General features: G+C 41.5%; 18 protein-coding genes. 10 read left to right on the forward strand and 8 right to left on the reverse strand.

The window, feature by feature from the left end; translation table 11 throughout:
- The first annotated feature begins 84 nt into the window (after nt 1–84).
- From queA to infA, 6 genes are all read left to right on the forward strand, one after another.
- Nucleotides 85–1,287, forward strand: a complete 1,203-nt coding sequence (queA, locus tag ACQKC9_RS04725; protein WP_427620693.1) for a tRNA preQ1(34) S-adenosylmethionine ribosyltransferase-isomerase QueA — start codon at nt 85–87, stop codon at nt 1,285–1,287.
- Nucleotides 1,288–1,397: 110 nt separating this feature from the next.
- A complete protein-coding gene (locus ACQKC9_RS04730) occupies nt 1,398–3,161 on the forward strand; it encodes a peptigoglycan-binding protein LysM (RefSeq protein ID WP_427620695.1) in 1,764 nt (587 codons plus the stop codon).
- A 51-nt stretch (nt 3,162–3,212) separates the two neighbouring features.
- On the forward strand, nt 3,213–4,889 hold the full coding sequence (locus ACQKC9_RS04735) for a FimV/HubP family polar landmark protein (RefSeq protein ID WP_427620696.1): 1,677 nt from the start codon (nt 3,213–3,215) through the stop codon (nt 4,887–4,889).
- 162 nt (nt 4,890–5,051) lie between these two features.
- Complete coding sequence (locus tag ACQKC9_RS04740) at nt 5,052–6,152, forward strand: asparaginase (protein WP_427620697.1); 1,101 nt, start codon at nt 5,052–5,054, stop codon at nt 6,150–6,152.
- 43 nt (nt 6,153–6,195) lie between these two features.
- Nucleotides 6,196–7,029, forward strand: coding sequence for a tRNA pseudouridine(38-40) synthase TruA (gene truA, locus ACQKC9_RS04745; RefSeq protein WP_427620699.1), 834 nt, complete (start codon nt 6,196–6,198; stop codon nt 7,027–7,029).
- A 120-nt stretch (nt 7,030–7,149) separates the two neighbouring features.
- The gene (gene infA, locus ACQKC9_RS04750; protein ID WP_021814850.1) at nt 7,150–7,371 is read left to right on the forward strand and encodes a translation initiation factor IF-1; all 222 of its coding nucleotides are present in this window, start codon (nt 7,150–7,152) and stop codon (nt 7,369–7,371) included.
- A 260-nt stretch (nt 7,372–7,631) separates the two neighbouring features.
- On the opposite strand, the gene ACQKC9_RS04755 is transcribed toward infA, so the two are convergent.
- From ACQKC9_RS04755 to leuC, 5 genes are all read right to left on the reverse strand, one after another.
- On the reverse strand, nt 7,632–8,753 hold the full coding sequence (locus tag ACQKC9_RS04755; RefSeq protein ID WP_427620700.1) for a L,D-transpeptidase family protein: 1,122 nt from the start codon (nt 8,751–8,753) through the stop codon (nt 7,632–7,634).
- A gap of 367 nt (nt 8,754–9,120) precedes the next feature.
- Nucleotides 9,121–10,224, reverse strand: a complete 1,104-nt coding sequence (leuB, locus tag ACQKC9_RS04760; protein WP_427620701.1) for a 3-isopropylmalate dehydrogenase — start codon at nt 10,222–10,224, stop codon at nt 9,121–9,123.
- A 62-nt stretch (nt 10,225–10,286) separates the two neighbouring features.
- Nucleotides 10,287–11,006, reverse strand: coding sequence for a hypothetical protein (locus ACQKC9_RS04765; protein WP_427620703.1), 720 nt, complete (start codon nt 11,004–11,006; stop codon nt 10,287–10,289).
- Between the two features lie 136 nt (nt 11,007–11,142).
- Entirely contained in the window at nt 11,143–11,793 is a 651-nt protein-coding gene (leuD, locus tag ACQKC9_RS04770; RefSeq protein WP_427620704.1) for a 3-isopropylmalate dehydratase small subunit, read from the reverse strand.
- 142 nt (nt 11,794–11,935) lie between these two features.
- Nucleotides 11,936–13,354 (reverse strand): 3-isopropylmalate dehydratase large subunit, encoded by a 1,419-nt coding sequence (gene leuC / locus ACQKC9_RS04775; protein ID WP_427620705.1) that lies wholly within the window; start codon nt 13,352–13,354, stop codon nt 11,936–11,938.
- Between the two features lie 375 nt (nt 13,355–13,729).
- On the opposite strand from leuC, the gene ACQKC9_RS04780 reads away from it, so the two are divergent.
- On the forward strand, nt 13,730–14,602 hold the full coding sequence (locus ACQKC9_RS04780) for a LysR family transcriptional regulator (RefSeq protein ID WP_057759318.1): 873 nt from the start codon (nt 13,730–13,732) through the stop codon (nt 14,600–14,602).
- 458 nt (nt 14,603–15,060) lie between these two features.
- On the forward strand, nt 15,061–16,560 hold the full coding sequence (putP, locus tag ACQKC9_RS04785) for a sodium/proline symporter PutP (protein WP_427620706.1): 1,500 nt from the start codon (nt 15,061–15,063) through the stop codon (nt 16,558–16,560).
- Between the two features lie 594 nt (nt 16,561–17,154).
- Here putP and ACQKC9_RS04790 read toward each other — a convergent pair.
- The 3 genes from ACQKC9_RS04790 to ACQKC9_RS04800 form a co-directional block, all read right to left on the reverse strand.
- The gene (locus ACQKC9_RS04790) at nt 17,155–18,579 is read right to left on the reverse strand and encodes an outer membrane protein transport protein (protein ID WP_427620708.1); all 1,425 of its coding nucleotides are present in this window, start codon (nt 18,577–18,579) and stop codon (nt 17,155–17,157) included.
- A gap of 375 nt (nt 18,580–18,954) precedes the next feature.
- A complete protein-coding gene (locus ACQKC9_RS04795) occupies nt 18,955–20,454 on the reverse strand; it encodes an outer membrane protein transport protein (protein WP_427620710.1) in 1,500 nt (499 codons plus the stop codon).
- 219 nt (nt 20,455–20,673) lie between these two features.
- The gene (locus ACQKC9_RS04800) at nt 20,674–20,931 is read right to left on the reverse strand and encodes a SlyX family protein (RefSeq protein WP_427620711.1); all 258 of its coding nucleotides are present in this window, start codon (nt 20,929–20,931) and stop codon (nt 20,674–20,676) included.
- Nucleotides 20,932–21,171: 240 nt separating this feature from the next.
- On the opposite strand from ACQKC9_RS04800, the gene ACQKC9_RS04805 reads away from it, so the two are divergent.
- Together ACQKC9_RS04805 and petA are read left to right on the forward strand one after the other, a co-directional pair.
- Complete coding sequence (locus ACQKC9_RS04805) at nt 21,172–23,115, forward strand: ATP-binding cassette domain-containing protein (RefSeq protein ID WP_427620712.1); 1,944 nt, start codon at nt 21,172–21,174, stop codon at nt 23,113–23,115.
- 521 nt (nt 23,116–23,636) lie between these two features.
- On the forward strand, nt 23,637–24,221 hold the full coding sequence (gene petA, locus ACQKC9_RS04810; RefSeq protein WP_057759305.1) for a ubiquinol-cytochrome c reductase iron-sulfur subunit: 585 nt from the start codon (nt 23,637–23,639) through the stop codon (nt 24,219–24,221).
- Nucleotides 24,222–24,243 lie beyond the last annotated feature (22 nt).

Consider the following 24,243-nt stretch of genomic DNA (forward strand, 5'->3'; position numbering starts at 1 on the left):
CGGTGACTACTTAGTAAAGCAACCTTTTGTAGCAGTATTTCTGCTACAATTATGCCAAAATTTCTATCCATTTAAAGACTGATTATGACCAACGCTCACACTGCATCTTCCGATTCTAATACTCCGCTTGATACCAATAACAACAGTAACGTCTTAGATTATCTAAGCGTGGAAGATTACGACTATGACCTACCAGATAGTTTGATTGCGCGATATCCATTGGCACAGCGTTCTGCTTCAAAACTTTTGTACTTGCCTGCTCACACTGACACAAATGCTACGCCTGTAGAAGACTGTTTGTTTTCTGAATTGCCTGAATTATTAAACGCTGGAGACCTTATTGTCTTTAATGATACAAAGGTGATGAAGGCACGCCTATTTGGTCAAAAAGATACTGGCGGTAAACTTGAGGTTTTGATTGAACGATTGATTGCTGTCTCAGACTTAGATATAACGACACTGCATTTAGAAGATTCAAATAATGAATCAGTCAACCAAGAACATATTGCCCTTTGCCATGTAAAAGCCAGCAAAGCACTGAAACTTAGTCAACGTTTTCAACTTGCCGATAATCATATGAGTGGCGCGATGATTGGTCGTCAGGACAACTTGTTTATTTTAGCCTTTGATGCACCAATTTTGCCTGATTTAGAACTTTACGGTGAGTTACCTATCCCGCCTTACTTTGAACGTCATGCTGATGACACTGATAATATTCGTTATCAAACGGTGTTTCATGATCCTGCTAAGCTTGCAAGTGTCGCTGCACCGACAGCAAGTTTGCATTTCGATGAATTGGTGCTCAATAAATTGGCAGAAAAAGGCATTAATACCGCTTTTGTGACATTACATGTTGGCGCTGGTACTTTTGCGCCAGTTAAAACAGACAACCTACTCAATCATACTATGCACAGTGAATATGCACATCTGCCACAAGCAACTGCTGAGCTAATTAATCAAACGCATGCAAATGGTAATAAGGTCATCGCGATTGGTACCACGGTGACTCGCGTCCTTGAAACGGCGTATCAAAAAACGGCTATTAATGGACAAGCACTCTCTAGTTGGTCAGGGGACACAGACATCTTTATTTATCCAGGGTTTAAATTCGGTGTCATTGACCAACTGTTAACAAACTTTCATTTACCCAAATCGACGTTGCTAATGTTGGTATCAGCTTTTTCTGGCAAAGCATCGATTGAACATGCCTATCAACATGCTATTGAAAAAGAATATCGATTCTTTAGCTATGGCGATGCTATGTTACTTGACAAGAAAATAAGCTGAACATTAAATAAACATTTATGCATTGGACGCAACAGTTGTGAAATAAACTGGTAAACTAAACCGTACTTTGTTATAACAGCAAAGATAACTTATTTTGTAAAGGACTGCTCATGTCTTGTCATTTATCTCGTCGCTTGACTCCTGTACATCGCGCGGTATCGATGGCATTACTTTATTCTGTAGGTTTGGCCGCTATTATTCCAAGCGCGCAAGCGGCAACTATCGGTAAGACAGTTGTTAGTTCAGCTCAGCATGAACCGTTGAGCGCAAGTATCGTGGTCACTGACATACGAGCGGCTGATTTTTCAGCGAGCTTGGCCAATCCAGTCATCTATCAACAGATGGGCTTGACTCCGACTGACTCAATGCAGGTGCGCTTTCAAGCAACTTCAGCGACCAGTGGTCAGGTATTAATCAGCACATCACAGCCTGTGTCCAAGCCTTTCGCTGATTTGGTCTTATCGATCAATGATAATGGGCAGCAAAATGTTGTACCAAAAACATTATTAATGCCGTTAAACGATAGTCTACCGATTAATAATGCTTCCAAGAACAATGTCAAAGGTACTCAGAAACTTAATTTACCAAGTGTTTCTGCAAGCGCTGCAAAACCGTTAACCGTAAGAAAAGGTGCACCGCCGCCACTAATATCAGTATCTAACGCTGCTGAAAACCAACCAGCTCTAGCAAACATAGCAGCAGTTGATTCCTCTATTTCTAGATCAGTGTCTAACATACAAGCTCCAACAGTGACTGCTACTTCGCAGACTAGCAACCTTACTTACGCACCTAGTCGGCTTGATAATGGTCGCTTGAATAGCAACTCTGATATAAAAAACACTAGCAGTAATGCAAAGAATACTAACAACAGCATTAGTTCAGGTTCAGCGAACCGTTTAGATAGCAGTGATTTGAGTGCAAACAACAGCACTGAAACTGCAAAAGTTGGTGCCAATGATAGCGCTAAGGCAAATATTAAAAACACTCCTATCTTAGATAAAGTATTGATTGATAAACCACTCGACACTCTAAATATTCAAGTCACACGGCAGATACAGCCGAGTCGTAAAAAAACAGACGCTGACGCATCACCCGTATTGACTCCGACTACTAGAATCTTAGCAAGCAATACTGAGAAAAATGCTACTAGCGTCTTAGCAGCTTCTATTGACAATACAACGTCGAAAACTCCTAACAGCGCTATCAATAATGTACCTTCAAATGATAGAGCAACAGATAGCTCGACAATCAATCAATACCAAGTACAACGTAACGATAGCCTATGGATTATTGCTCAGCAGATCGCGCAAGAAAACAATCTAGATACTTCCATCGTGATGAAGCAAATTCAGTCACAAAACCCTGATGCCTTTATCAATAAAGACGCGGATCAATTAAAAGCAGATGCTAAGCTTATTTTGCCTAGTTATGATGTCATACCATCACAGAAAAATTTAGAAGCAGCTATCGATGCACAAAGACAGTATATGCGCAGAGCAAATACAACGGCGATGCAAAAAACAGCTCAAAGACCTTTTAAAAAACCCTCTATAAGCATGCAATCGGTCAAACGCCCTGAAAAAGCCACTACGACTAAAACACAAAATTTATCAAAAGCACAATTCTCTGTGCTTGCGCCTGGGCGAGATGGAAATGCAGATGGCACTCAAGCGAAAGCGGCATCAAACACAGGGAATGGTTTGAGTACAGATATATTAGAGACACTCAAAGCATCGCGGCAACAGGCAGCATCACAGGCTCAGCGTCTATCAAGTACCAGTAGCACTCTTAGTAGCTATACTAAAAAAATTCAATTACAAAACCAGAAATTGGCTGAGCTACAGGCTCGTCTCGAAAAATTACGCAATCAATAATTGCCTAACTGATTCATACATTAGATTGTGATCACAGGCGTAGGAATAACTATGGACAATATGCTATATATCATCGCTGGATTGGCGCTTATTCTGTTAGTGGCTGCTTTATTCTTGCGCAAAAACAAGGCGCAGAAATCGTCAGCACCTTCGCCTATTAGTGCAAGAAAAGGTACGCCTACTCCATCACAAAAAGTAGATTATGGTACTCCTACCCACACTAATGCCAGTAATAGCCATAAATTTGACCATATCACTATTGCACAGCGTTTTATGGATCAGCAGCGCTATGACAAGGCGATCGAAACCATTAAACGTGGTTTAAGTGAAAAACCTCATAACAGTGCATTGTCTCTTAAACTACTCAGCATATACGCGACGATAAACCAGCCAGAAGATTTTGATAATATTTATGAGTCTATAAAAACTCATAATGATAGTCAGACTATCGCTCAAGCAGATGAGATAAGAAATCTATCTTTTGATGAATTAGAACCTACCGCTGCGCAAACATTGACAACGGACAATGCCAATGATGATTTTGGCGGTATTAACTTTGATCTGCCTATTAGTCAGAATGATAGTACTAATGCAGTAGCTCATCAGTCAACTGAAGAAAGTAATAACGATACTGCAGTAAACGAGACTGCAATAAATGATCCTATCGACAGCTTAGAGCTATCAGACAAAGTCGACAATGTTAGTTCTATTACCGAAAATCCGAATGATAGCTTTGATCTGACTCTCAGCGATTTAGAGAATGATTTCGATGCGCCTAATACGACAAGTGAAACGCCTGTCACACCATTGGACAATGTAGATAACGACGTTTTAGAGAGCTCTGCTAACGATAATGTTAGTAATAACGAAGATAACGATCTTAGTGACTTTGAGTTTGACTTTGATTCATTTGATGATACTTCGAATGAATCATCTATAGACACTAACCTCTCACATGATGACAATGAGAAAGCAGTACTAGAAGAAGATTTTATCTTAGACTTCGATGATTTAGCAGCCGATACAGACAAAGATAATGTCATAGCTAATGACGTATCTGTCAACACTGAACAACACTCTATTGATACTGTCCAAAACGGTGAAGATGACTTTACTTTATCTTTGGGCAACCTAGATACATCAGATGATATCAATACTATCTTTAATGATAACCTATCTACGACTGAAACAAATAGTGATATCGATAACTTTATTTTTGAGGATATTGACTTTGAAGACAACGCCTCTGAAAACACTACTCTTAAAGAAAACAGCTTTACAGATATTAACCTTGAGGAACCATTACTCAATGATGATATCGAGGTTAATGATGTTAGCGATGTTGAAGAATCGAATATAGCACCTGCTACACCATTAAGATTTGACGACAATACACTGATAGACGATGATTTCAATATTGACGATGCTGATTCTCTATTTGACGCTCCGTCGACCACTATTCCAGCCTCTACAGCTGCGCCAGTTGAGAATGACATTTCTATCACGCCTCAAGAGACTGAATCGGCAGAAGATTTTTCATCACGTTTCGCAGCAGATTTTGATTTCGTAAAGTCACTAGACAGTAATCAAGTAACGTTAGACTTGGCAGATCAATATCTACAACTGGGTGAATATGACAGTGCAAAGCGTCTACTCAATGAGGTGATAGCTCAAGGTAATAGTGAACAGAAACAGCAAGCACAGTTACTACTTGAACGTACTGCGTAGTTAATCGTCTAGTCTCTTATCAGCAAGTACTTCCTAATCACGGGATGCTTGCTGATTTTTTTGCATTTAACTCTAATACTATCTATTATTGAACCCTTTAGCCATCGTTGCTCAATTCTCCAGCACCTCTTTTCTTCCATACTTGTTTACTGTGTTGATACTATGCCATCTTCTGTTATGCTCAAAAATCTATCCGATCCTATTCAACTGATTTACGCTGGTGGTACCTTTGGTAGCTATGGTAGACCTTTAGCGCCATTATCAGCAGAAGTGTTTTTGCCTACTCTACAAAAACTTTTATCTGCACAAGACAGTACGAATAATTTACCAACAATCTCATGGTTAGAAAACACCCTGATCAAAGACAGCAGCCAGCTTACCCCTAATGATTTTACGCATTTCTATCAACTACTACTGAATGCTTATACCAAAGGTGATAGACGCTTTGTACTCATCACTGGCACGGATACGTTGAGTTACTTAGGCGCATTTTTAGCAGAAGCGTTTGCAGGTAGTGATATTTGTATTGTTCTGACCGCAAGTATGCGCCCATTATTAGACAGTGAGATATTGCATTCCTATAACATCGATGAACATAGCGATGCTTGGGGCAATCTCAACGACTCATTAAAACTAGCCGCTGCTGGTGAGTCAGGCGTGAAGATTAGTTTTGGCGGCGAATCATGGCCTGCTCAAACGGTACAGAAAATTCACAGTCATGATCTGATGGCATTTACTGGTCATTCCCGCGCCGCTTATCCAGCCAATAGCTATATAAAAATTCTACCTGACACTCGTAGGCAACATTGGCTTGGTGACCAACAAGACTTGCTGTCCAGTATTAAAACACGTGCTGAAAACGCGAGTGTTCATGCGCTATATTGCCTACCTAACGATGTTTCGATGATAAACAACCAGCTACAAGCTTTATTGTCGCAGCCACCATGTGGCATTATTCTATTAGGGTTTGGCGCCGGTAACATCCCTTATTCAGCTGCATTAGCAGAGACACTAACCCTTGCTCATGAGCGTGGACATATGGTGATATCAGCCAGTCAATGTCCATTTGGTGGCGTCAGCGATAGTTATGCGGCAGGCAGTTGGCAGTACGAGCATCATGTCATTGCTGGTGGACGTTTGACCATACCTGCTATTTATGCCCGATTACTATGGTTGCTACTTCGCTATGATAGTCCTGCAAGACGCAGACAGCGTTGGTTGAACAATATCAGTCAAACTGGCACTAGCATCAAAAAGCGCTAAGCGACTTTTAATTAACTCCCATTTTATAAGTTTAGAAACCCTAATGTCTGAGACTGAAATTATTGAAACTGCACCAACCTACACTTTAGCGATTGCTATTGAGTTCTTAGGAACGCATTATCATGGCTGGCAACGACAACGAGAGGTTTTGGGTGTACAAGAAGCCTTAGAGACAGCTATCGGCAAAGTTGCCAATGAGCCTGTAGAAGTCATCGCAGCTGGGCGTACTGATGCCAGCGTCCATGCTAGCAATATGATTGCCCATTTTACAACTCATGCGTATCGCCCAACTCATAACTGGTTACGCGGTGTGAACAGCCTGCTTCCCGATGATATTGCTCTACGCTGGATACAACCCATGCCAGCTGATTTTCATGCGCGCTTTGGTGCCATTGCTCGTCGCTATCGTTATATTACGCTCAACCAAGCACAGCGCCCTGCCATACTAAATCATCAAGTGACTCATATCTATGAACCGCTTGATTTGAAAGCCATGCAGCAAGCAGCAGCTGATATCGTCGGTACACACGATTTTAGCAGTTACCGTGCTGCGGCCTGTCAGTCCAATCAGCCAGTGCGCACGATTAGCCATGCCAACCTCTTTGCTCATGGTCAATTTATCGTTTTTGATATACAAGCAGATGGGTTTTTACATCATATGGTTCGCAATTTGATGGGCACATTGTATGCCATTGGTAGACATGAGCTAGAGCCAGCAGATTTCTTAAATATTCTACATAAAAAAGATCGAACGATTGCACCACCTACCGCTTCAGGTGATGGATTGTATTTTATCAATGCCTATTATCCTGAACGTTTTCAAAGCTTATTGCCAGATGCGCCATTAACGCCTGTCTGGTTAAATTTGCCTGATTAAGAGTTATGGTTTGGCATACATATCACTTACATGCTGTCAAGTCAAAAGCAGGTTCGTATTGCTTTAATCCGCTAACTTACGTATAATATGGGCTTATTTTTTAATTGATTGATACAAATTATGGCAAAAGACGATATTATTGAATTTGAAGGCGAAGTCATTGATACCCTTCCTAATACTTTGTTCAAAGTTCGTTTAGAAAACGGGCACGAAATCATTGCGCATATTTCTGGTAAGATGCGTAAGCATTATATTCGTATCTTGACAGGTGATAAGGTTAAAGTTGAAATGACACCTTATGACCTATCTAAAGGCCGTATCACCTACCGTGGTAAAAACTAAATACTGACTGACCAATATGGTTGTGAAAGTATTAGCATTGGTAAGATACAGCCAATAGCCGAATAGCTACGTTATCGCTGATAGCTGATATGACGCTTGGGTAGTGAAACTGATAATAATAATGAAAATGCTAATCTGCTCATTATTGCCTATCAATATTTTAGTTATTTAGTATTGACTGTTTCTAATTACCACAAAAAATACCGCTAGATTTTAGCGGTATTTTTTTGTCCATTTTTTATGGCTTAGTACTATCGCATTTAACTAAATTCGACAGTCGCGCCGTTTTTTATGACTCCGAGCAGACTAAGCGCATCCCAGTTGGTCAAACGCACGCAGCCTGCTGATGCTTGACGACTGATACGAGCAGGATCTGGTGATCCATGAATGCCATAAGTTGGTTTACTAAGTCCAATCCATACTGAGCCTACTGGATTGTTGGGACCTGGTGGAATGATAGACTTGCTACCGTCATTTGCCGTATAAGTATAGTTCGGCTCGTGCACCTTTACCTTAACAGTATGCGTACCTGTTGGTGATGGTGTCGCTGTACTGCCCACTGTCGTCGGATAGCTAGCAATCAAGTTATTGTTCTCATCATATGCGTAGAGTGTTTCAGTGGCTTTATCAGCGACAACGCGATGCACAGGCTTAGTGTTAGGATTGCCAGGATTATATACCGTGATAATTTCACCAGCAGTAAAACTGGCATCAGGATTAAGCGATTTTAAATATTTTTCACTAATATGAAACTTCTCTGCCAACGCCTCAGTAATGCTTTCGTAGTACATCCCCTCAAGCTTGGATTTGGCAACAGAATCAGCAGGTATGGTTGTGGTTTTAACATTCACATCTGCTTCAGTAAGCTGATAACTGACTAATACTGGTTGAGTCGTGAGCTTCTCATTCTTGGTCAGTGCTTGCCACGTCTCATTGTTCAACGTATCAGTTACGTCTAAACCATTTGCTTTTTGAAACGCCTGCATGGCTTTGCGAGTATTTTTGCCCCAGTACCCATCAATAGGCCCTACTCCGTTATGATGCCAGTTTAATAGAGCCTGCAGCTTTGTTCCTATATTACGATCGATCTCTGCATCCGCCGTCCAGGTGACATTGTTTACTTTTTTTGCATTGTCAGATAGATTCTCGGTTGTGTATTTAATCGTAGGTAGTAGCTTATTTAATGAAGTCGCGGCCTTACTATCTCCTGTTAACTTTTGACTTACGCCGTTAGTCACCGGACTGACTTCTGCCGGAGCTTTGATGCTATTACTTGCGTTCACACTATCCGTTGTCTCTGCTGCGATGCTTTGCCCCATGAATAGCAAGCTAGAGAGACTAACCACTGTCAATGCTTTACTGATTCTTGTTAATTGATACATGTAACACTCCTCATTTAAAAAATTCTATTATTATTTTCAGTTTGCAAATACTACAGTTTTTTAGATTTTAGAACTTACCTCTGTCATCTAGGTTTTTACTATTATATTTTTGCCAAAAGTAAAAGATTTTAAGTCTTTTACGAGTCATCAATATTGTCATATTACCTTGTGAGCATATAACAGCTTTATGTTAAAAGGAGCTTCGTTGTACAGCGTCTCTGTTAATAAGGCACTTGTAGTATATAAGCTTGGCTAACAGATAAACGATAAAAAACCCATAAGCCACTTGGTAGCTTATGGGTATATAACACGCAAAATGAGACTGTGGAAAATGCTATATAGGAATAGCCTTTAAGCGCAAGTTAACTTATATCAGTTTGGCCAAGACCGCTTGACCCATTTCTTTACAGCCTACCTGCTTAAGTCCAGCTTCGCTGCTATCTAAAATATCCAGCGTACGTAGACCATCATCAAGCACATCACTGACTGCCTGTTCAATTGCTTGTGCCGCTTCTTCTTGCTTGAAGGTGTAACGCAGCATCATAGCAACAGACAAGATAGTCGCTAACGGGTTGGCTTTATCCTGTCCTGCGATATCAGGTGCTGAACCATGACACGGCTCATACATACCCTTACCTGACTCATCTAAGCTCGCTGATGGCAACATACCAATAGAGCCTGTCAACATCGCCGCTTCATCAGATAGGATATCGCCAAACATGTTTCCCGTCACCATAACATCGAACTGCTTAGGATCTTTAATCAACTGCATGCAAGCATTGTCAGCATACATATGTGATAACGCTACATCGCTATAGTCAGCTTGCTGCATCTCGATCATCGTCTGTTTCCACAGCTCGGTGACTTCTAACACATTGGCTTTATCAACTGAACATACCTTAGCTGCTGTGCCTGCTGCTTGCGCACGCGTTTTTGCTAATTCAAAAGCAACTTTACCAATACGCTGAATCTCACTTGTGCTATACACCATCGTGTTATAGCCCTGCTGCTCACCGTTTTCTAGTGTGCGGATACCACGAGGCTCACCGAAATAGATACCGCCCGTCAGTTCACGAACGATCAATAAATCTAGGCCTGAGATAATTTCAGGTTTGATACTTGAGGCATTAGCCAACTGTGGATAGAGCTTGGCTACACGTAGATTGGCAAATAAACCAAGCTCGCCGCGGATTTTCAATAGACCGCGCTCAGGGCGTTTACTACGCTCGATTGCATCCCATTTAGGACCACCAACTGCACCTAGCAATACGGCATCTGCGGCGTGAGCACGGGCCAATGTCTCATCTGGCAAAGGTTCACCAGTTGCATCAATAGCCACACCGCCAATCAATCCAGACTCAAGCGTTAAATCAAGTGAAAACTTGTCATTGATAGCCTTAAGCACGTCAATGGCTTGGGTCATGATTTCAGGGCCAATACCATCACCCGCTAATGTTAAAATCGTTGCCATACTGATCCTTTTGGAATGTTTTTATTGGTTGGTTATATTTTTGAGCTTTTTATACTCATATTTTATGCTGCCATTTTTTTGGCTTTGGGTGCTGATGTTACTGCTTTGGCCATACCAGTCTCTACAAACTCGCCTTGATGCTCAGCGTCTAGTTGCTTACAGAATCGGCGCTGTACTTTCGTACCTTGTAACAGCTCAATACATAAAGGCTCAGGTGATGCTGTATCTAGTAAACTGCCTGATTTTTCGCTGCTCTTCTTTTGATAAGCACGTAACTGATAGGTACCTGCTTCAGTGAAATCATGAATCATCGCAAAACGTTCAACATAGCCCATGTTATTTTCTGGATAAAAATTCACATGTACTTCGTGTTTGGCAGGCATAACCCGTGCATAGTAGTTGGTCAATCCTGGCATACTCGAAGGCGCTAACGGCACAACTTGTATGTCATTTTTATTGACGAGTGGTGTCATATCCACATTCATCGATGTTTTTGCCATACCTTCTTGACGTGGTAAGGCTGTCATAATCTGAGGATTGATTGGCTCGTGACTATTAGGCGCGATAATGAGCGTTTTATCTATCTGCACAATTTCGCAATGATATGTACCTACACAGGCAATATTTACTTCACCAGCAATAGGTTTAATTTTACCTACCCATGCCTCGGCACTCTCTGCTTCATTTATTTTTTGATAGCCCGTCAATAGCTGACAGCCTGACAGTAATAAGCTTGCAGCAACAATTGTACTTGTCCATAGAGCATAACGTTTTGTATTCATAATGGCGGCTACTATTCAAGAGAGATAATAAAATGTAGTGAAAAACTATTCTTCATTTTAGACAGTTCACCGCCATAACTCAACGCTGCGTTGCGACTACTCATATTTTATTAGCAGTAGATTATAGAATGACTCTCTACGCTCTTACGTCGTTAAATATCCACGGTGTTTTTTGCATCATTTGTTGCTCATAAGTTTTGATAGCATCACTTTGTTGCAAGGTTAGACCAATATCATCCAGTCCGTTTAATAAGCAATGTTTGCGAAAAGCATCTACTTCAAAGGCATACTCTTCACCAGTTGGTGTGATGACGACTTGACGCTCAAGATCGGCGGTCAATTCATAACCTTCGTTATCAAAAGTCGCCTTCATTAACGTATCTACAATCGCTTCATCCAACACAATCGGCAACATGCCATTTTTAAAGCAGTTATTGTAAAAGATATCAGCAAAACTAGGCGCAATTACCGTACGGAAACCATACTCTGAAAGTGCCCAAGGCGCATGCTCACGACTAGAGCCACAGCCAAAGTTTCTACGTGCTAGCAAGATAGTCGCACCTTGATAACGCGGTTTATTCAATACAAAATCTGGATTGATGACTCGTGTGCTGTTGTCTTGACCAGGATAGCCTTCATCAAGATAGCGCCAATCGTCAAATAGATTTACGCCAAAACCTGTACGTTTAATAGACTTTAAAAACTGTTTTGCGATAATTTGGTCGGTATCGACGTTTGCGCGATCTAACGGGCAAACGATACCGGTTTGGGTGTTATAAGCTTGCATAAAATTTCCTATCAATTATATTTTTGCTGGCTGATGATCTTGATAAGCGTATTAAACAGTAAATAATTTTTTACCACTTTTGACAGCATGCTCATATATTTATCGTTCATAAAAGCATGATGTCAGCTACTTATTATCAGTCTTAAAACGTACGAACATCCACGAAATGACCTGCCAACGCGGCGGCAGCTGCCATTGCTGGGCTTACTAAATGCGTACGACCACCGTTACCCTGACGACCTTCAAAATTACGATTAGACGTTGAGGCACAGTGCTCTTGCGGCTCAAGTTTGTCTGCATTCATCGCAAGACACATCGAGCAGCCCGGCTCACGCCATTCAAAACCAGCTTCAGTAAATAACGCATCCAAACCTTCAGCCTCTGCTTGCAACTTCACCTGTCCAGAACCTGCAACAACGATCGCTTCTTTTACGTTATCAGCAACTTTGCGACCTTTGATTACCGCTGCCGCATCACGTAAATCTTCGATACGTGAATTGGTACATGAACCGATAAATATACGGTCAAGTTGGATATCCGTAATTTTCTGACCAGCTTCTAGTCCCATATAGGTATAAGCACGTAACCAGCCCTCTTCTTGAGCTTCATCAATGGCTTGATCTGGTGTCGGTACAGATTGCGTAATATCTACCACCATCTCAGGCGATGTACCCCAAGATACTTGCGGTGCGATCTGACTACCATCGATTTCTACTACAGTATCAAATACCGCGTCATCGTCTGAATATAGTGTACGCCAGTAGGCTTCCGCTTGTTCCCATTGTGCTTCGCTTGGCGCATATGGACGACCTTTGACATAATCAATCGTCGTGTCATCGACCGCAACCATACCGACACGCGCGCCTGCCTCAATCGCCATGTTACAGACGGTCATACGACCTTCCATACTCATGTCTTCGAACACTTGACCTGCAAATTCAATCGCGTGTCCTGTTCCACCTGCTGTACCAATCTTCGCAATAATAGCTAACACTACATCTTTAGAAGTGACGCCAGTGCCAAGTTGACCAGTGACGCGGATTTGCATATTTTTTGATTTCTTTTGAATCAAACACTGTGTGGCCAATACATGCTCAACTTCGGAGGTTCCGATACCATGAGCCAAACAGCCAAGTGCTCCGTGGGTCGCTGTATGCGAGTCACCGCAAACAACTGTCATACCTGGCAAGACCAAACCTTGCTCAGGACCGACCACGTGCAAAATTCCTTGACGCGCATCATTGATAGTAAATTCAGCAATATCAAACTTGGTGCAATTATCGTCCAACGTGACAACCTGCAAGCGTGATACCTTGTCTTTAATCCCCGGTACACCTTCTAGGCGCTCTTTGGTAACAGTTGGCACATTATGATCTGGACTAGCAATGTTAGCTGATAAGCGCCATGGCGCTCTGTTTGCTAATTCCAACCCTTCAAATGCTTGCGGACTCGTCACTTCGTGCAACAGGTGGCGGTCGATATAAATCAGGCTCGAACCATCGTCGCGCTTGGTGACTTCGTGAGCGTTCCAAAGTTTGTCATATAACGTTTGACCAGCCATGTTGCTATCCTTTATAGGTTACTAATTACTTAATTTTTTACTTACTTGCATACTGCCAAGCTAAGATTCTATGTAAATGCTATGTCTATCTATAATGTTTAATAATTACTGTCGTATCTAAGACTTAAATATTATTTCTTCAGGAGACTCGACATATGACTAAAATTAACGCTTAAAATACGTTTTAAATGGCAAATAACCAATTTTTTAGAATAAATATGTCACAATATGCCTCGATGTCTTGTGATTATAGCAGGCAAATCCTATAATAATAATTGATGATTTTTAACCAGACGCAAACTTTTATTTCTAATACGTTGTGATTGGGTCAGCCAACTTTTATTTATAGCTCATAAAGTAGCTAAGGACATTCGTTTGAACACCACAAACTTGACGACATTCGTTACCGTTATGCACACTGGCAGTATCTCAGGCGCCGCAGAAAAGCTATTTATCACGCAGCCTGCTGTCAGTAAACGTATCAAAAACTTAGAAGACGAGTTTAACATTACCTTGTTTGATACGGTAGGACGTGGAATTGTACCTACTCAAGCTGCTAGTGAAATGCTACCTCATGCCAAACGTTGGCTAGAAGACTATGAAAACTTTAAAATTAACTTACAGCATTCTCAGCACATCGTCTCTGGCAAGTTAGTTATTGGTACTAGCCATCATATTGGCCTACATCATTTAGCACCTGTCCTGAAACACTTCATTCAAGCTTATCCAGCTGTTCAGTTAGAAGTACACTTCGTAGATTCTGAAAAAGCGCACAAAGCCGTATTGGATGGTGATTTGTCTTTAGCCTTTGTTACGCTTCCACCTGTCTATGATAAGCGGCTAACCTACCATACGCTATGGTCAGATCCTCTCTACTTCATGACTGGTACGCTATCAGCGTTGGCAACCAAATCAAATGTCACTTTAGAGCAGCTAGCCCGATACCCTGCTATTCTACCGTCTGCCAATACCTTTACCAGTCAGATTACTTTGGCCGAATTTGCCAAGCATAACCTAAAACCTTATGCCACGATGAGTACCAACCCGCTTGAATCCATTCGGATGCTGGTTTCTGTTGGACTGGGTTGGTCAGTACTGCCTCAAACGATGGTCAGCCAAGATTTGGAACGTATTGATATGGCAGACAATATTGAGCTACAGCGTTATCTAGGTGTGGTCATTAATCCAAAGCTTACACAGTCTAGCAGTGTTACTGCGCTCTTAGATTTACTGGCGCCTATTGAATAAGACTCGCTGGATATAATAATATATAAATTCAACCTATTCGCATTTGTATCTCTCATGCGTTATAATACGCTTGACGTTGTTTGTATAACAAAAATTTACCACAAGGACACTGATAGTCATATATTGAATACTTCTAGTAAGATATGATGGTTAACAGTAGGTTTAATGGTTTTGGTTGATTGTGTAGGTTGCTAATACTCATATACAAATAGCAGATGCGAGCAATAACAATAGATAAGTGGAATGCGAAATTCCCATTGTTCTCTATCTCTATATGAGTGCTAGCCATAGAACGACATCAATCATATATAACTACAGAAGATACTGAAAAAAGCCATTATGTCTTAATTAATGGCTTTTTTTGTCTTTAAATATTGTTTTGGACATCGCCTTGTAGGACAGAACTTTTATAGTTAAAAAATAATTACAGCCAACCATGTTGGTTAAGGACAATTTATATGAACGGAGTTTCTAGTGGCGTGCTGATATCACTCGGCGCCTATTTCTTAGTGATGATTGGGATTGGTGTTTACGCTTATTTTAAGCAAGCCAATGATACTGAAGGCTATATGTTAGGGGGTCGTAACTTAGGCCCAGCAGTAACCGCACTTTCTGCAGGTGCATCAGATATGTCAGGTTGGTTACTACTTGGCTTACCTGGTTATATGTTTGCCGATGGTGTGGTCAGTATTTGGATCGCGCTAGGTTTGACATTAGGTGCATTATTAAACTATCTCATCGTAGCACCTCGCCTTCGTGTTTATACCGAAGTGGCTGACAACGCTATCACCCTACCCGATTATTTCGCCAACCGCTTTGAAGACAAGTCGCACATGCTACGCGTCATCTCAGCCGTGGTCATCATTCTATTCTTTACCGTCTATACCGCTGCAAGTCTTGTCGGTGGTGGTAAACTCTTCGAAAGCTCACTAAATCTATCGTATAGTACTGGCCTATGGGTTACTGCTGGTGTGGTTGTGGCTTATACGCTATTCGGTGGTTTCTTAGCAGTATCTATGACCGATTTCGTACAGGGCGTCATCATGCTATTTGCCATGGTAATCGTACCTGTCGTTGCCTTTACTGATCTTGGTGGTATTTCAGCTACGACAGAAGCGGTTAGAAATATCGACCCTACCCTTTTAGACGTTACTAGCGGTATGAGTGTCATCGGTATTATTTCGTTAATGGCATGGGGCTTAGGTTACTTTGGCCAGCCGCATATTATCGTACGTTTTATGGCAATTCGTTCAGTTAGAGATGTACCGACCGCACGTAACATCGGTATGAGCTGGATGGTTGTGAGTCTGATTGGTTCACTAATGACTGGTTTTGCTGGTCGTGCCTACGTACAAAAAACTGCGATGACACTGGACGACCCTGAGACTATTTTCTTAGTATTCACTCAGTTCTTGTTCCATCCATTGGTTTCAGGCTTCCTATTAGCAGCTATTTTAGCGGCAATTATGAGTACTATCTCATCACAGCTATTGGTTGTATCAAGCTCTCTAACCAAAGATGTGTACAAACTATTCTTTGATAAAGATGCACCAGAAGCTCGCCAAGTATTGGTTGGTCGTATCTCAGTTATCATCGTCGCTATCGTTGCCATTATGCTAGCATCTAACCCAGATAGCTCAGTATTGAACCTAGTTTCTAACGCATGGGCAGGATTTGGTGCTGCGTTTGGTCCATTGGTTATCTTCAGCCTTACATGGCGTGGTATGAACCGTAATGGTGCTGTTGCCGGTATGGTTGTTGGTGCTTTGACTGTTATCCTATGGATTTATGGTCCTTTCCAAGTAGATGATATGGCACTAAATAGCTGGTTATACGCTATCGTTCCAGGCTTTATCTTAAGTACTATCGCTATCTTTGCCGTTAGTATCATGACTGGTGGCCCAAGACCTTCAGTTTCTGCTAAGTACAAAGAGATGGAGTTAAACTTAAACAAATAAGTTTACGTAATGTCTTAAGATTATCGTTATAAAAAAACCTCGTCACTATTGGCGAGGTTTTTTTATGAGTAACGATTTAGTATATTTAACCTACTATAGTATCGAATCAAGAAAACTTATCACAATTGAGACAGTGTATGGACAGCGATAGTAGTATCTAGTAGCTCTGTGATGGATATACTAAGCCAGATTGTCCTAGCCTTTTTAGCAGCCCAACTGCTGTTCACTTCTACGAAGTAGACCTTATTAATAAAACTACTTATCTTTAGAATTGTATTTTACTACCTGTTCATACGTATACATCGTCGTACACCTTGAGTATATTATGCTGTTATTAACAGCTTACTTACTAAATATTCGATAAGATATAAGTACATATCTGCTCTTGATCCGAAGGATATGCGTCATATATGGATACGTAGCTAAACTAGGCAAATAAGATATAGCCCTGCTATATGAATTAATACTATAGAGATTATCTTTGCTGTTACATCTATATTCGAGAACTAACAGTCAAATAGGTAATAGAAAGTTCATAAAAAAAGCGACCCATCATAGGTCGCTTTTTTAATACATAATAAGTATTAAACCAAATTACCTTGCTTGATAAGATACCTTCACACCAGCGATGAAGCCATCATTGTCTTCAAAATCCGCAACAATTTTATCACTAGGTAGTTGACCTTGAGCATCACCGAACCACAGGTATTTACCACCAGCAGATACTGCCCAATTTTCCGTGACGTTATATTTGGCTCCAAGACCAACACTATAATAACCTTCAACTGGGCCTAACGACGTTGTTGGATTACCAGCACCACTATCCCAACCAACGGTACCGCTAATCGCAAGTGCTGGTGCTACGCGTTTCGCTAAACCTAGTTCCACTTGCCACTGGTCATCTTTATATTCCACTAAGTTTAATCCATCAGGGCCATAACTAATTTTACTAGTGTCATTATAAAGTGGCGGCGTAATGACAAAGTCGCTCCAAGGTACCCAGCGTACTTTTGCCGTTGCTAGTGTTGTAGGATTGATGCCCGTTTGGAAATCAAAGTTAACTGATTTAGGGGTAGAGATTTCATACTTACTGTTTCTATTTGCTGCTGCAGCTGCTTGTTCTGGAGTAGCTCCTGCTGCTGTGGCTCTAATAGCTACTAACGGATACGACTCGGATATTTGTATATCATGATCGATTTCAGAGCGGTAAGTTAAAGCAGCTTTTAAGGCAATTTCAGGCTTATAATAAGCAATACCTGCGATATAACCATAGTCCATATCAGGGTTACTGGTTGAGGTATAACCTGAAGCAGGGCCATAAGCTAGACCACGTAACTTAGTGTCTGCCTCAATACGCTGAGCAACTGGGCCACCATAAACTTGAAAGTTTTTATTGGCACCAAACTTCATACCAATAAGACCTGTTAAACTTTGACTGCGCACTTCAACGTTGGTGTTTTCGCCTGCAGTACCCGCCTCAGCTTGTGCGACTGCAACTGCACCACGTAATCCATCTAACTGAGCTTGCTGTTCTGGAGTTAGTACACCAGCGGCCTCTCCTGGAGCAAGCGCACCGATGCCAGCCTGCGCTGCTGCAAGACTCGGAGCTGCACCATTGGTAATAGAAGCAATAGAGGCATCAACGTCGCCTTCTGATACAAAGTTGCCTTGGGTATATTCAGCAGCTGCACCGAAAGGTTCGTCATATAAAATACCAACACTAAAGGTATCGTTAATGTCAGCTTTTACGCCATAGCGGAAAAAGTCATAAGACTCAGCGATATCACCTGTCTTATCACCACGTACGTAGTCATTCTGAGAAGGGTTAGTGTTAGCACTATCATAACCACTTACATCAGCATCAATATAAGTATAGACGGCTTCTGCATAGGTACCATCTTGAAAGAAAGCAGTGACATCTTGGCCTGAACGATCAAGACCAGCAGCATTAGTCATGCTAGCGACAGAGAGAGTAGCGATTGCTACTGCAAGGGTTTTCAAGTGAAAGGTAGTGCGCATTGTGTATCTCCAACGGTCCTTGTTGTATTACTACTTTAATAATCAATATATAGCATTACTGCGCTTAACATTGAGAGTATCAAAGTCGTGTCCTAAGTTGAATACTAATGCCTTTTTGACACTAAAACAACAATTAAAGTGCTTTATTTCTCAATTATGACTGAACAGTACAAATAAGATATAAATCAAACAATGTCGTTTACTTCTACTTTTAAATATGAATTTCTTAAAAAATATTTGTTCACAGGAGAGTTTTTCTTCAGGATAAAACGGGTTCACTATGACTATAATACTGCCTATAAAAAAAGCGACCCTTAAAGGATCGCTTTTTTATAAATAACATTTAAAATATTTGCTATATAACTAAGCTGTGAATTACTGAGCTTGGTAAGAAACTTTTACACCAAGTACAAACCCGTCGTTGTTTTCAAAGTCACTAACAATAGCTTTCGTTGGAATCTGACCTTCTGCATCACCAAACCATAGATACTTACCACCAGCAGATACGGCCCAGTTTTCAGTAACGTTGTATTTAGCGCCTAAGCCTGCACTATAGTAGCCTTCGATAGGACCCAATGAAGTTACAGGGTTGCCAGCACCACTATCCCAACCAACAGTACCACTCACTGCCAGTGCTGGCGCTAAGCGTTTAGCCAGACCTAACTCTACTTGCCATTGGTCATCATCATAGCTGACTAAAGATAAACCTTTATCATCATTAGTTGCTTGCTTACTTACTTCATTATAAAGTGGTGGAACGATTGCAAAATCACTCCATGGTACCCAGCGTACTTTTGCAGTAGCTAACGTTGTAGGGTTGATACCAGTTTGGAAATCGAAGTTAACTGATTTAGGTGTAGTGATATCTAGCGTATTACCTTGATTCGCTTCACCACCTAAAGCTGCTACTACTGGATATGTTTCATCGATATTTGAGCTGTGGTCAATTTCAGAACGATAGGTCAAAGCCGCCTTTAGAGCGATTTCGGGCTTACTGTAAGATACACCTGCGATATAGCCATAGTCGGTATCAGAGCTAATATGAGCGGTATAGCCTGTAGCAGCACTGTAAGCACTACCACGAAGACTTACATCAGCTTTGATACGCTGGACAACAGGACCACCGTACACTTGGAATTCTTTGTTTTGACCAAACTTAGCACCTAGGATACCTGTGATGCTTTCGCTACGGACTTCAACATTTGTGCCTTCATCATTCGCAAGGCGACCATCCGCAAAGCCTTCTAATTGCTCAAGTTGATTTAACTGTGCTTGACCTGCTGCTAGCTGCGTTTCGCCAGCGGCGATACCTGCTAAACCAGCATTAATCTGTGGACGCAGTGTAGGCTCAAGTGCTGGGTTTTGATTAACAGCTGCTTGCGCTTGTCTTACTTGCTCTCTAACTGCATTTAAACGAGTTTCAGCAGCAGTTAACTGATTTTGAGTACCTTCAACTAAACCTTTCAACTCTTCTATATTATTAACGCCTAATCCACCTAGACGCGATGCAATAATATTATTAACAGCATCAGTTGGTGCGCCTACAAAGTTATTATTTCCAGTGTAATCGGCCGCTGCACCGAAAGGCTCATCATATAAAATACCAACACTGAATGTATCGTTGATATCTGTTTTTACGCCATAACGGAAAAAGTCATAAGACTCTGCGATGTCATCGATCTTATTACCTGAGGTATCTTTTCCGGTAACGTCAGCATCGATATAAGTGTAGACAGCTTCTGCATAAGTGCCGTCTTGTAGGAATGCGGTGATATCTTGGCCTGAGCGATCAAGACCAGCAGCACTAGCGACGCTAGCAACTGAAAGAGTAGCAACAGCTACTGCAAGAGTTTTTAAATGAAAGGTGTGGCGCATTTTATATCTCCAAACATCCGCATTGTTTTACTGTTTTACCTAGTTTTAATAGGCAATCAGTATCCGAGGTGGAAGATAGTAAAGATTTTTTAACACTAAAACAACTACAAAAACACATTATTTCTATGTTATGACCACATAGTCATCAGACAGTATCTATATATGAAAATACGTATATATTTTCCGTTATTAGAGGCTTTTCTGTCTAATTTCTACTTATTAATAATGTGGTGGTCTGTCTGCCATTACATCGAATGGTGCAATGCCACTTTCTGTATCCTGACCCTCAATCTGTTTATAAATCAGCTGTAGTTGACGTTGCAGCGTATGAATATCTCTGTCTTGTCGCGTGATTACGTCATCCAGTCGTTCGACAGTTACTTCGAGATGCGCGAGGCTCATTTGCAAATCGACTACTTGGGCTTGCAAATCATTTTGAATATCAGAAGTATCATATGTAATTTTAGGTTGGTTCATATTTTTCTCTAAATTATAGTAAGTATTAAATTGAAAGAATGAATTGTTAAGGGGTTTAAGGGGTGCTGTAGATTAGCGATAAATATACGAACATATTCATGGAATAGCAGCAGTTAGTAAAAGCAATAAATAGTACTAATAAAACTATTTACTCGCACTACAGTGATGCGGTGGCATGTTATACTGCAGGCAATTTTGCAACAACCCCTACCTCACTATTATATAAGCTTAAGATACTCTATGGCACTGATTCATTTAAAAGACATTCACTTAGCCTTTGGCGTCGCGCCTGTTCTTGATGGTATTGATTTTTCTATCAATACAGGCGAGCGTGTGTGCTTGATTGGCCGCAACGGCGAAGGTAAATCCACTTTGTTTAAACTGATCAATGGCTCATTGCAGCCTGACAGTGGCGAGATTATTACCAACAGTAGCATGCGTGTAGCGATGCTAGAGCAAGACGTTCCTGAGACCAGCGGTCGCATATTAGACATCGTTATGGGCGGTAGTCGTCGTACGGCTGATTTGCTCATTAACTATAATAAGCAAGTCGATATGTGTGCGAATGGCGATATGGATGCCTGTGAGCATATGGCGACCCTACAACATGATATCGATGCGGTACATGGCTGGGACTTAGAACGCGATGCCATGCGTCTGATTACGACCATGGGTCTTAATCCAGAAGATGACTTATCATCACTATCTGGTGGTCGTAAACGCCGCGTGTTGCTTGCTCGTGCGCTAGTTACCAAGCCTGATGTACTACTACTAGATGAGCCAACCAACCATTTGGATGTCGAAAGTATCGAATGGTTAGAGCGCTTTTTGCTGGATTGGCAAGGTTTGACGTTGTTGTTCGTGACTCATGATAGAGCATTCGTCAATAAACTTTCGACTCGCATTATTGAGCTTGACCGTGGCCAATTGACCAGCTATGACGTGACACAAGGTGAAGGTGGTTACGCGCGCTATCAAGAGCTAAAAGAACTACAGTTACAGGCTGAAGAAAAGAACAATGCCAACTTTGATAAAAAACTGGCACAAGAAGAAGTTTGGATTCGCCAAGGTATCAAAGCACGTCGTACCCGTAACGAAGGCCGTGTCCGTGAATTAAAAGCCTTACGTGAAGAGCGTAGCGATCGCCGTGAGCAAGTCGGTAATGTCAATATCACCATGGGTCAAGGCGAGAAAAGCGGTAAGCTTGTCTGTAAAGTTAAAAACTTACATCTTGAATATGACGGTAACGTACTAGTAGATGATTTTACGACCACTATTATGCGTGGCGATAAGATTGGTATTGTCGGCCCTAACGGTGCTGGCAAAACTACACTTATTAAAGCCCTACTCGATATGTCTGATGATGAAGTGACCAAGTCTGGTAGTGTCGAATTAGGTACTAATCTGAAAATCGCCTTTTTTGATCAGCTGCGTGATCAATTGGATCTTGAAGCAAGCGTTGCGCAAAACGTTTCGGAAGGTTCTGACTTTGTAGAAGTTGGCGGCCGTAAGACGCATATCATGAGCTACTTGCAAGATTTCTTATTTGCCCCAGAGCGTGCACGTACACCAGTGAAAGCATTGTCTGGTGGTGAGCGTAACCGAGTACTACTGGCCAAACAGTTATTGAAGCCTGCCAATATTTTGGTACTCGATGAGCCGACCAACGATTTGGATATGGCAACACTTGAGCTATTAGAAGAATCAGTCGCCAGCTTTGGTGGTACGATTTTGCTAATCAGTCATGATCGCTCATTCATGGACAACGTCGTCACCTCTACGTGGGTGTTTGGCGAAGATGAAGATGGCAAAGGAGTGGTTAATGAGTATGTAGGTGGTTATCAAGAGTACCTCGTACAAAAGAACCGTGAAGAAGCATCCCGTGCTGCCAAAGCACCTGCCAACAATGCAGCTAGTAATAAAGCGGCAAACAAGTCTGGCGCAGCAGCGAAACCAAATAAGGCAGCCAAAAAGCTAAATTATAATGATCAACGTGAACTAGATAACTTGCCAAAAGAAATCGCTGCACTCGAAGCCGAACAAGCTCAATTGCAAGAAAAGCTGGCCGATGGCTCTTGGTTCAATACTGACTTTGATGCGGCGACAGCTGCTAGTGAACGTCTTTTAACCATCGAAGATGAGATGATGCACAAGCTTGAACGTTGGAGTGAGCTTGAAGGCTAGTATTGGCAACTCTCTAGCTGAGTTTATTGGAATATCGCATGTGTACTTTGCATTGCGTATTTCGATAAACAAGTTTCTGATAGCCTGACAAAACCTTATTAATTATTATGAAGACATCACCACTTTATTATATAGAGTGGTGATATTTGTTTTACAGCAACTTACAAAGTAGTTAGATGGTGAAAGTTAGTGAACATTACCTTAATTTCAAGTATCATTCGCTATTGCTGAAAATCCTTATTATTTATAAGGTCATCACATCATAATCCTTGTTAAAGCAAAGTTAGCGTTAAACGTTGATAATCCAACTGTTTTGGTTTGATTGTCATATTCAACCTTCTAATATGTCCTATTGAGGTTGCTTTATTTTTAACGCAATAATTTATTTTATCACCGAAATAGCTTAGAATAGCAACAATTAGCAAAATTAGGCACAGCTAAAGTGGCTTGATATTGTATATTTTCTAAGCCACAAACCCAGTGTGGGATAATCCCATTTCATTCACCTGGAGGAAGTATTAATGAGCCAAGCCGAAGGCGTTAATGTACAACGCCGTAGAGTTCTTATTGCCTCAACTGCCGCGATTGGTGCAGCTGGGGTAGCTGCCGTGGCGACACCTTTTGTCCGTTCTTGGTACCCAAGCGCTAAAGCTGAGGCTGCAGGGGCTGCAGTGACCCAAGATATTGGTTCTATCGAAGATGGACAAATGATCGTCGTCAAATACCGTGGTAAACCTATTTATGTGGTTAAGCGCACCGAAGACATGGTTGCAGGACTAGAGTCAGTCAAACCTCTATTATCTGACCCTGAGTCTGATGCGTCTCTACAACCTGAATATTGCAAAAATCCTACTCGCTCTTTAGATCCAACCGTATTGGTTGTCGAAGGCGTTTGCACACATTTGGGCTGTGCACCAAACTACCGTCCTGATGTGGGCGCGGTGGATTTAGGTGGTAATGATTGGTACGGCGGATTTTTCTGTCCGTGTCACGGGTCAAAATATGACTTAGCAGGTCGCGTGTATAGCGGCGTCCCTGCACCACTTAATTTACCCGTTCCAGAATATGGTATGGATGGTACCATCTTGACGGTTGGGGAGGCTTAATATGAGTATGGGTAAAAAGTTA

The sequence above is a fragment of the Psychrobacter sp. NPDC078409 genome, assembly GCF_050268505.1.
In the GTDB taxonomy this organism is placed as follows: Bacteria; Pseudomonadota; Gammaproteobacteria; order Pseudomonadales; family Moraxellaceae; genus Psychrobacter.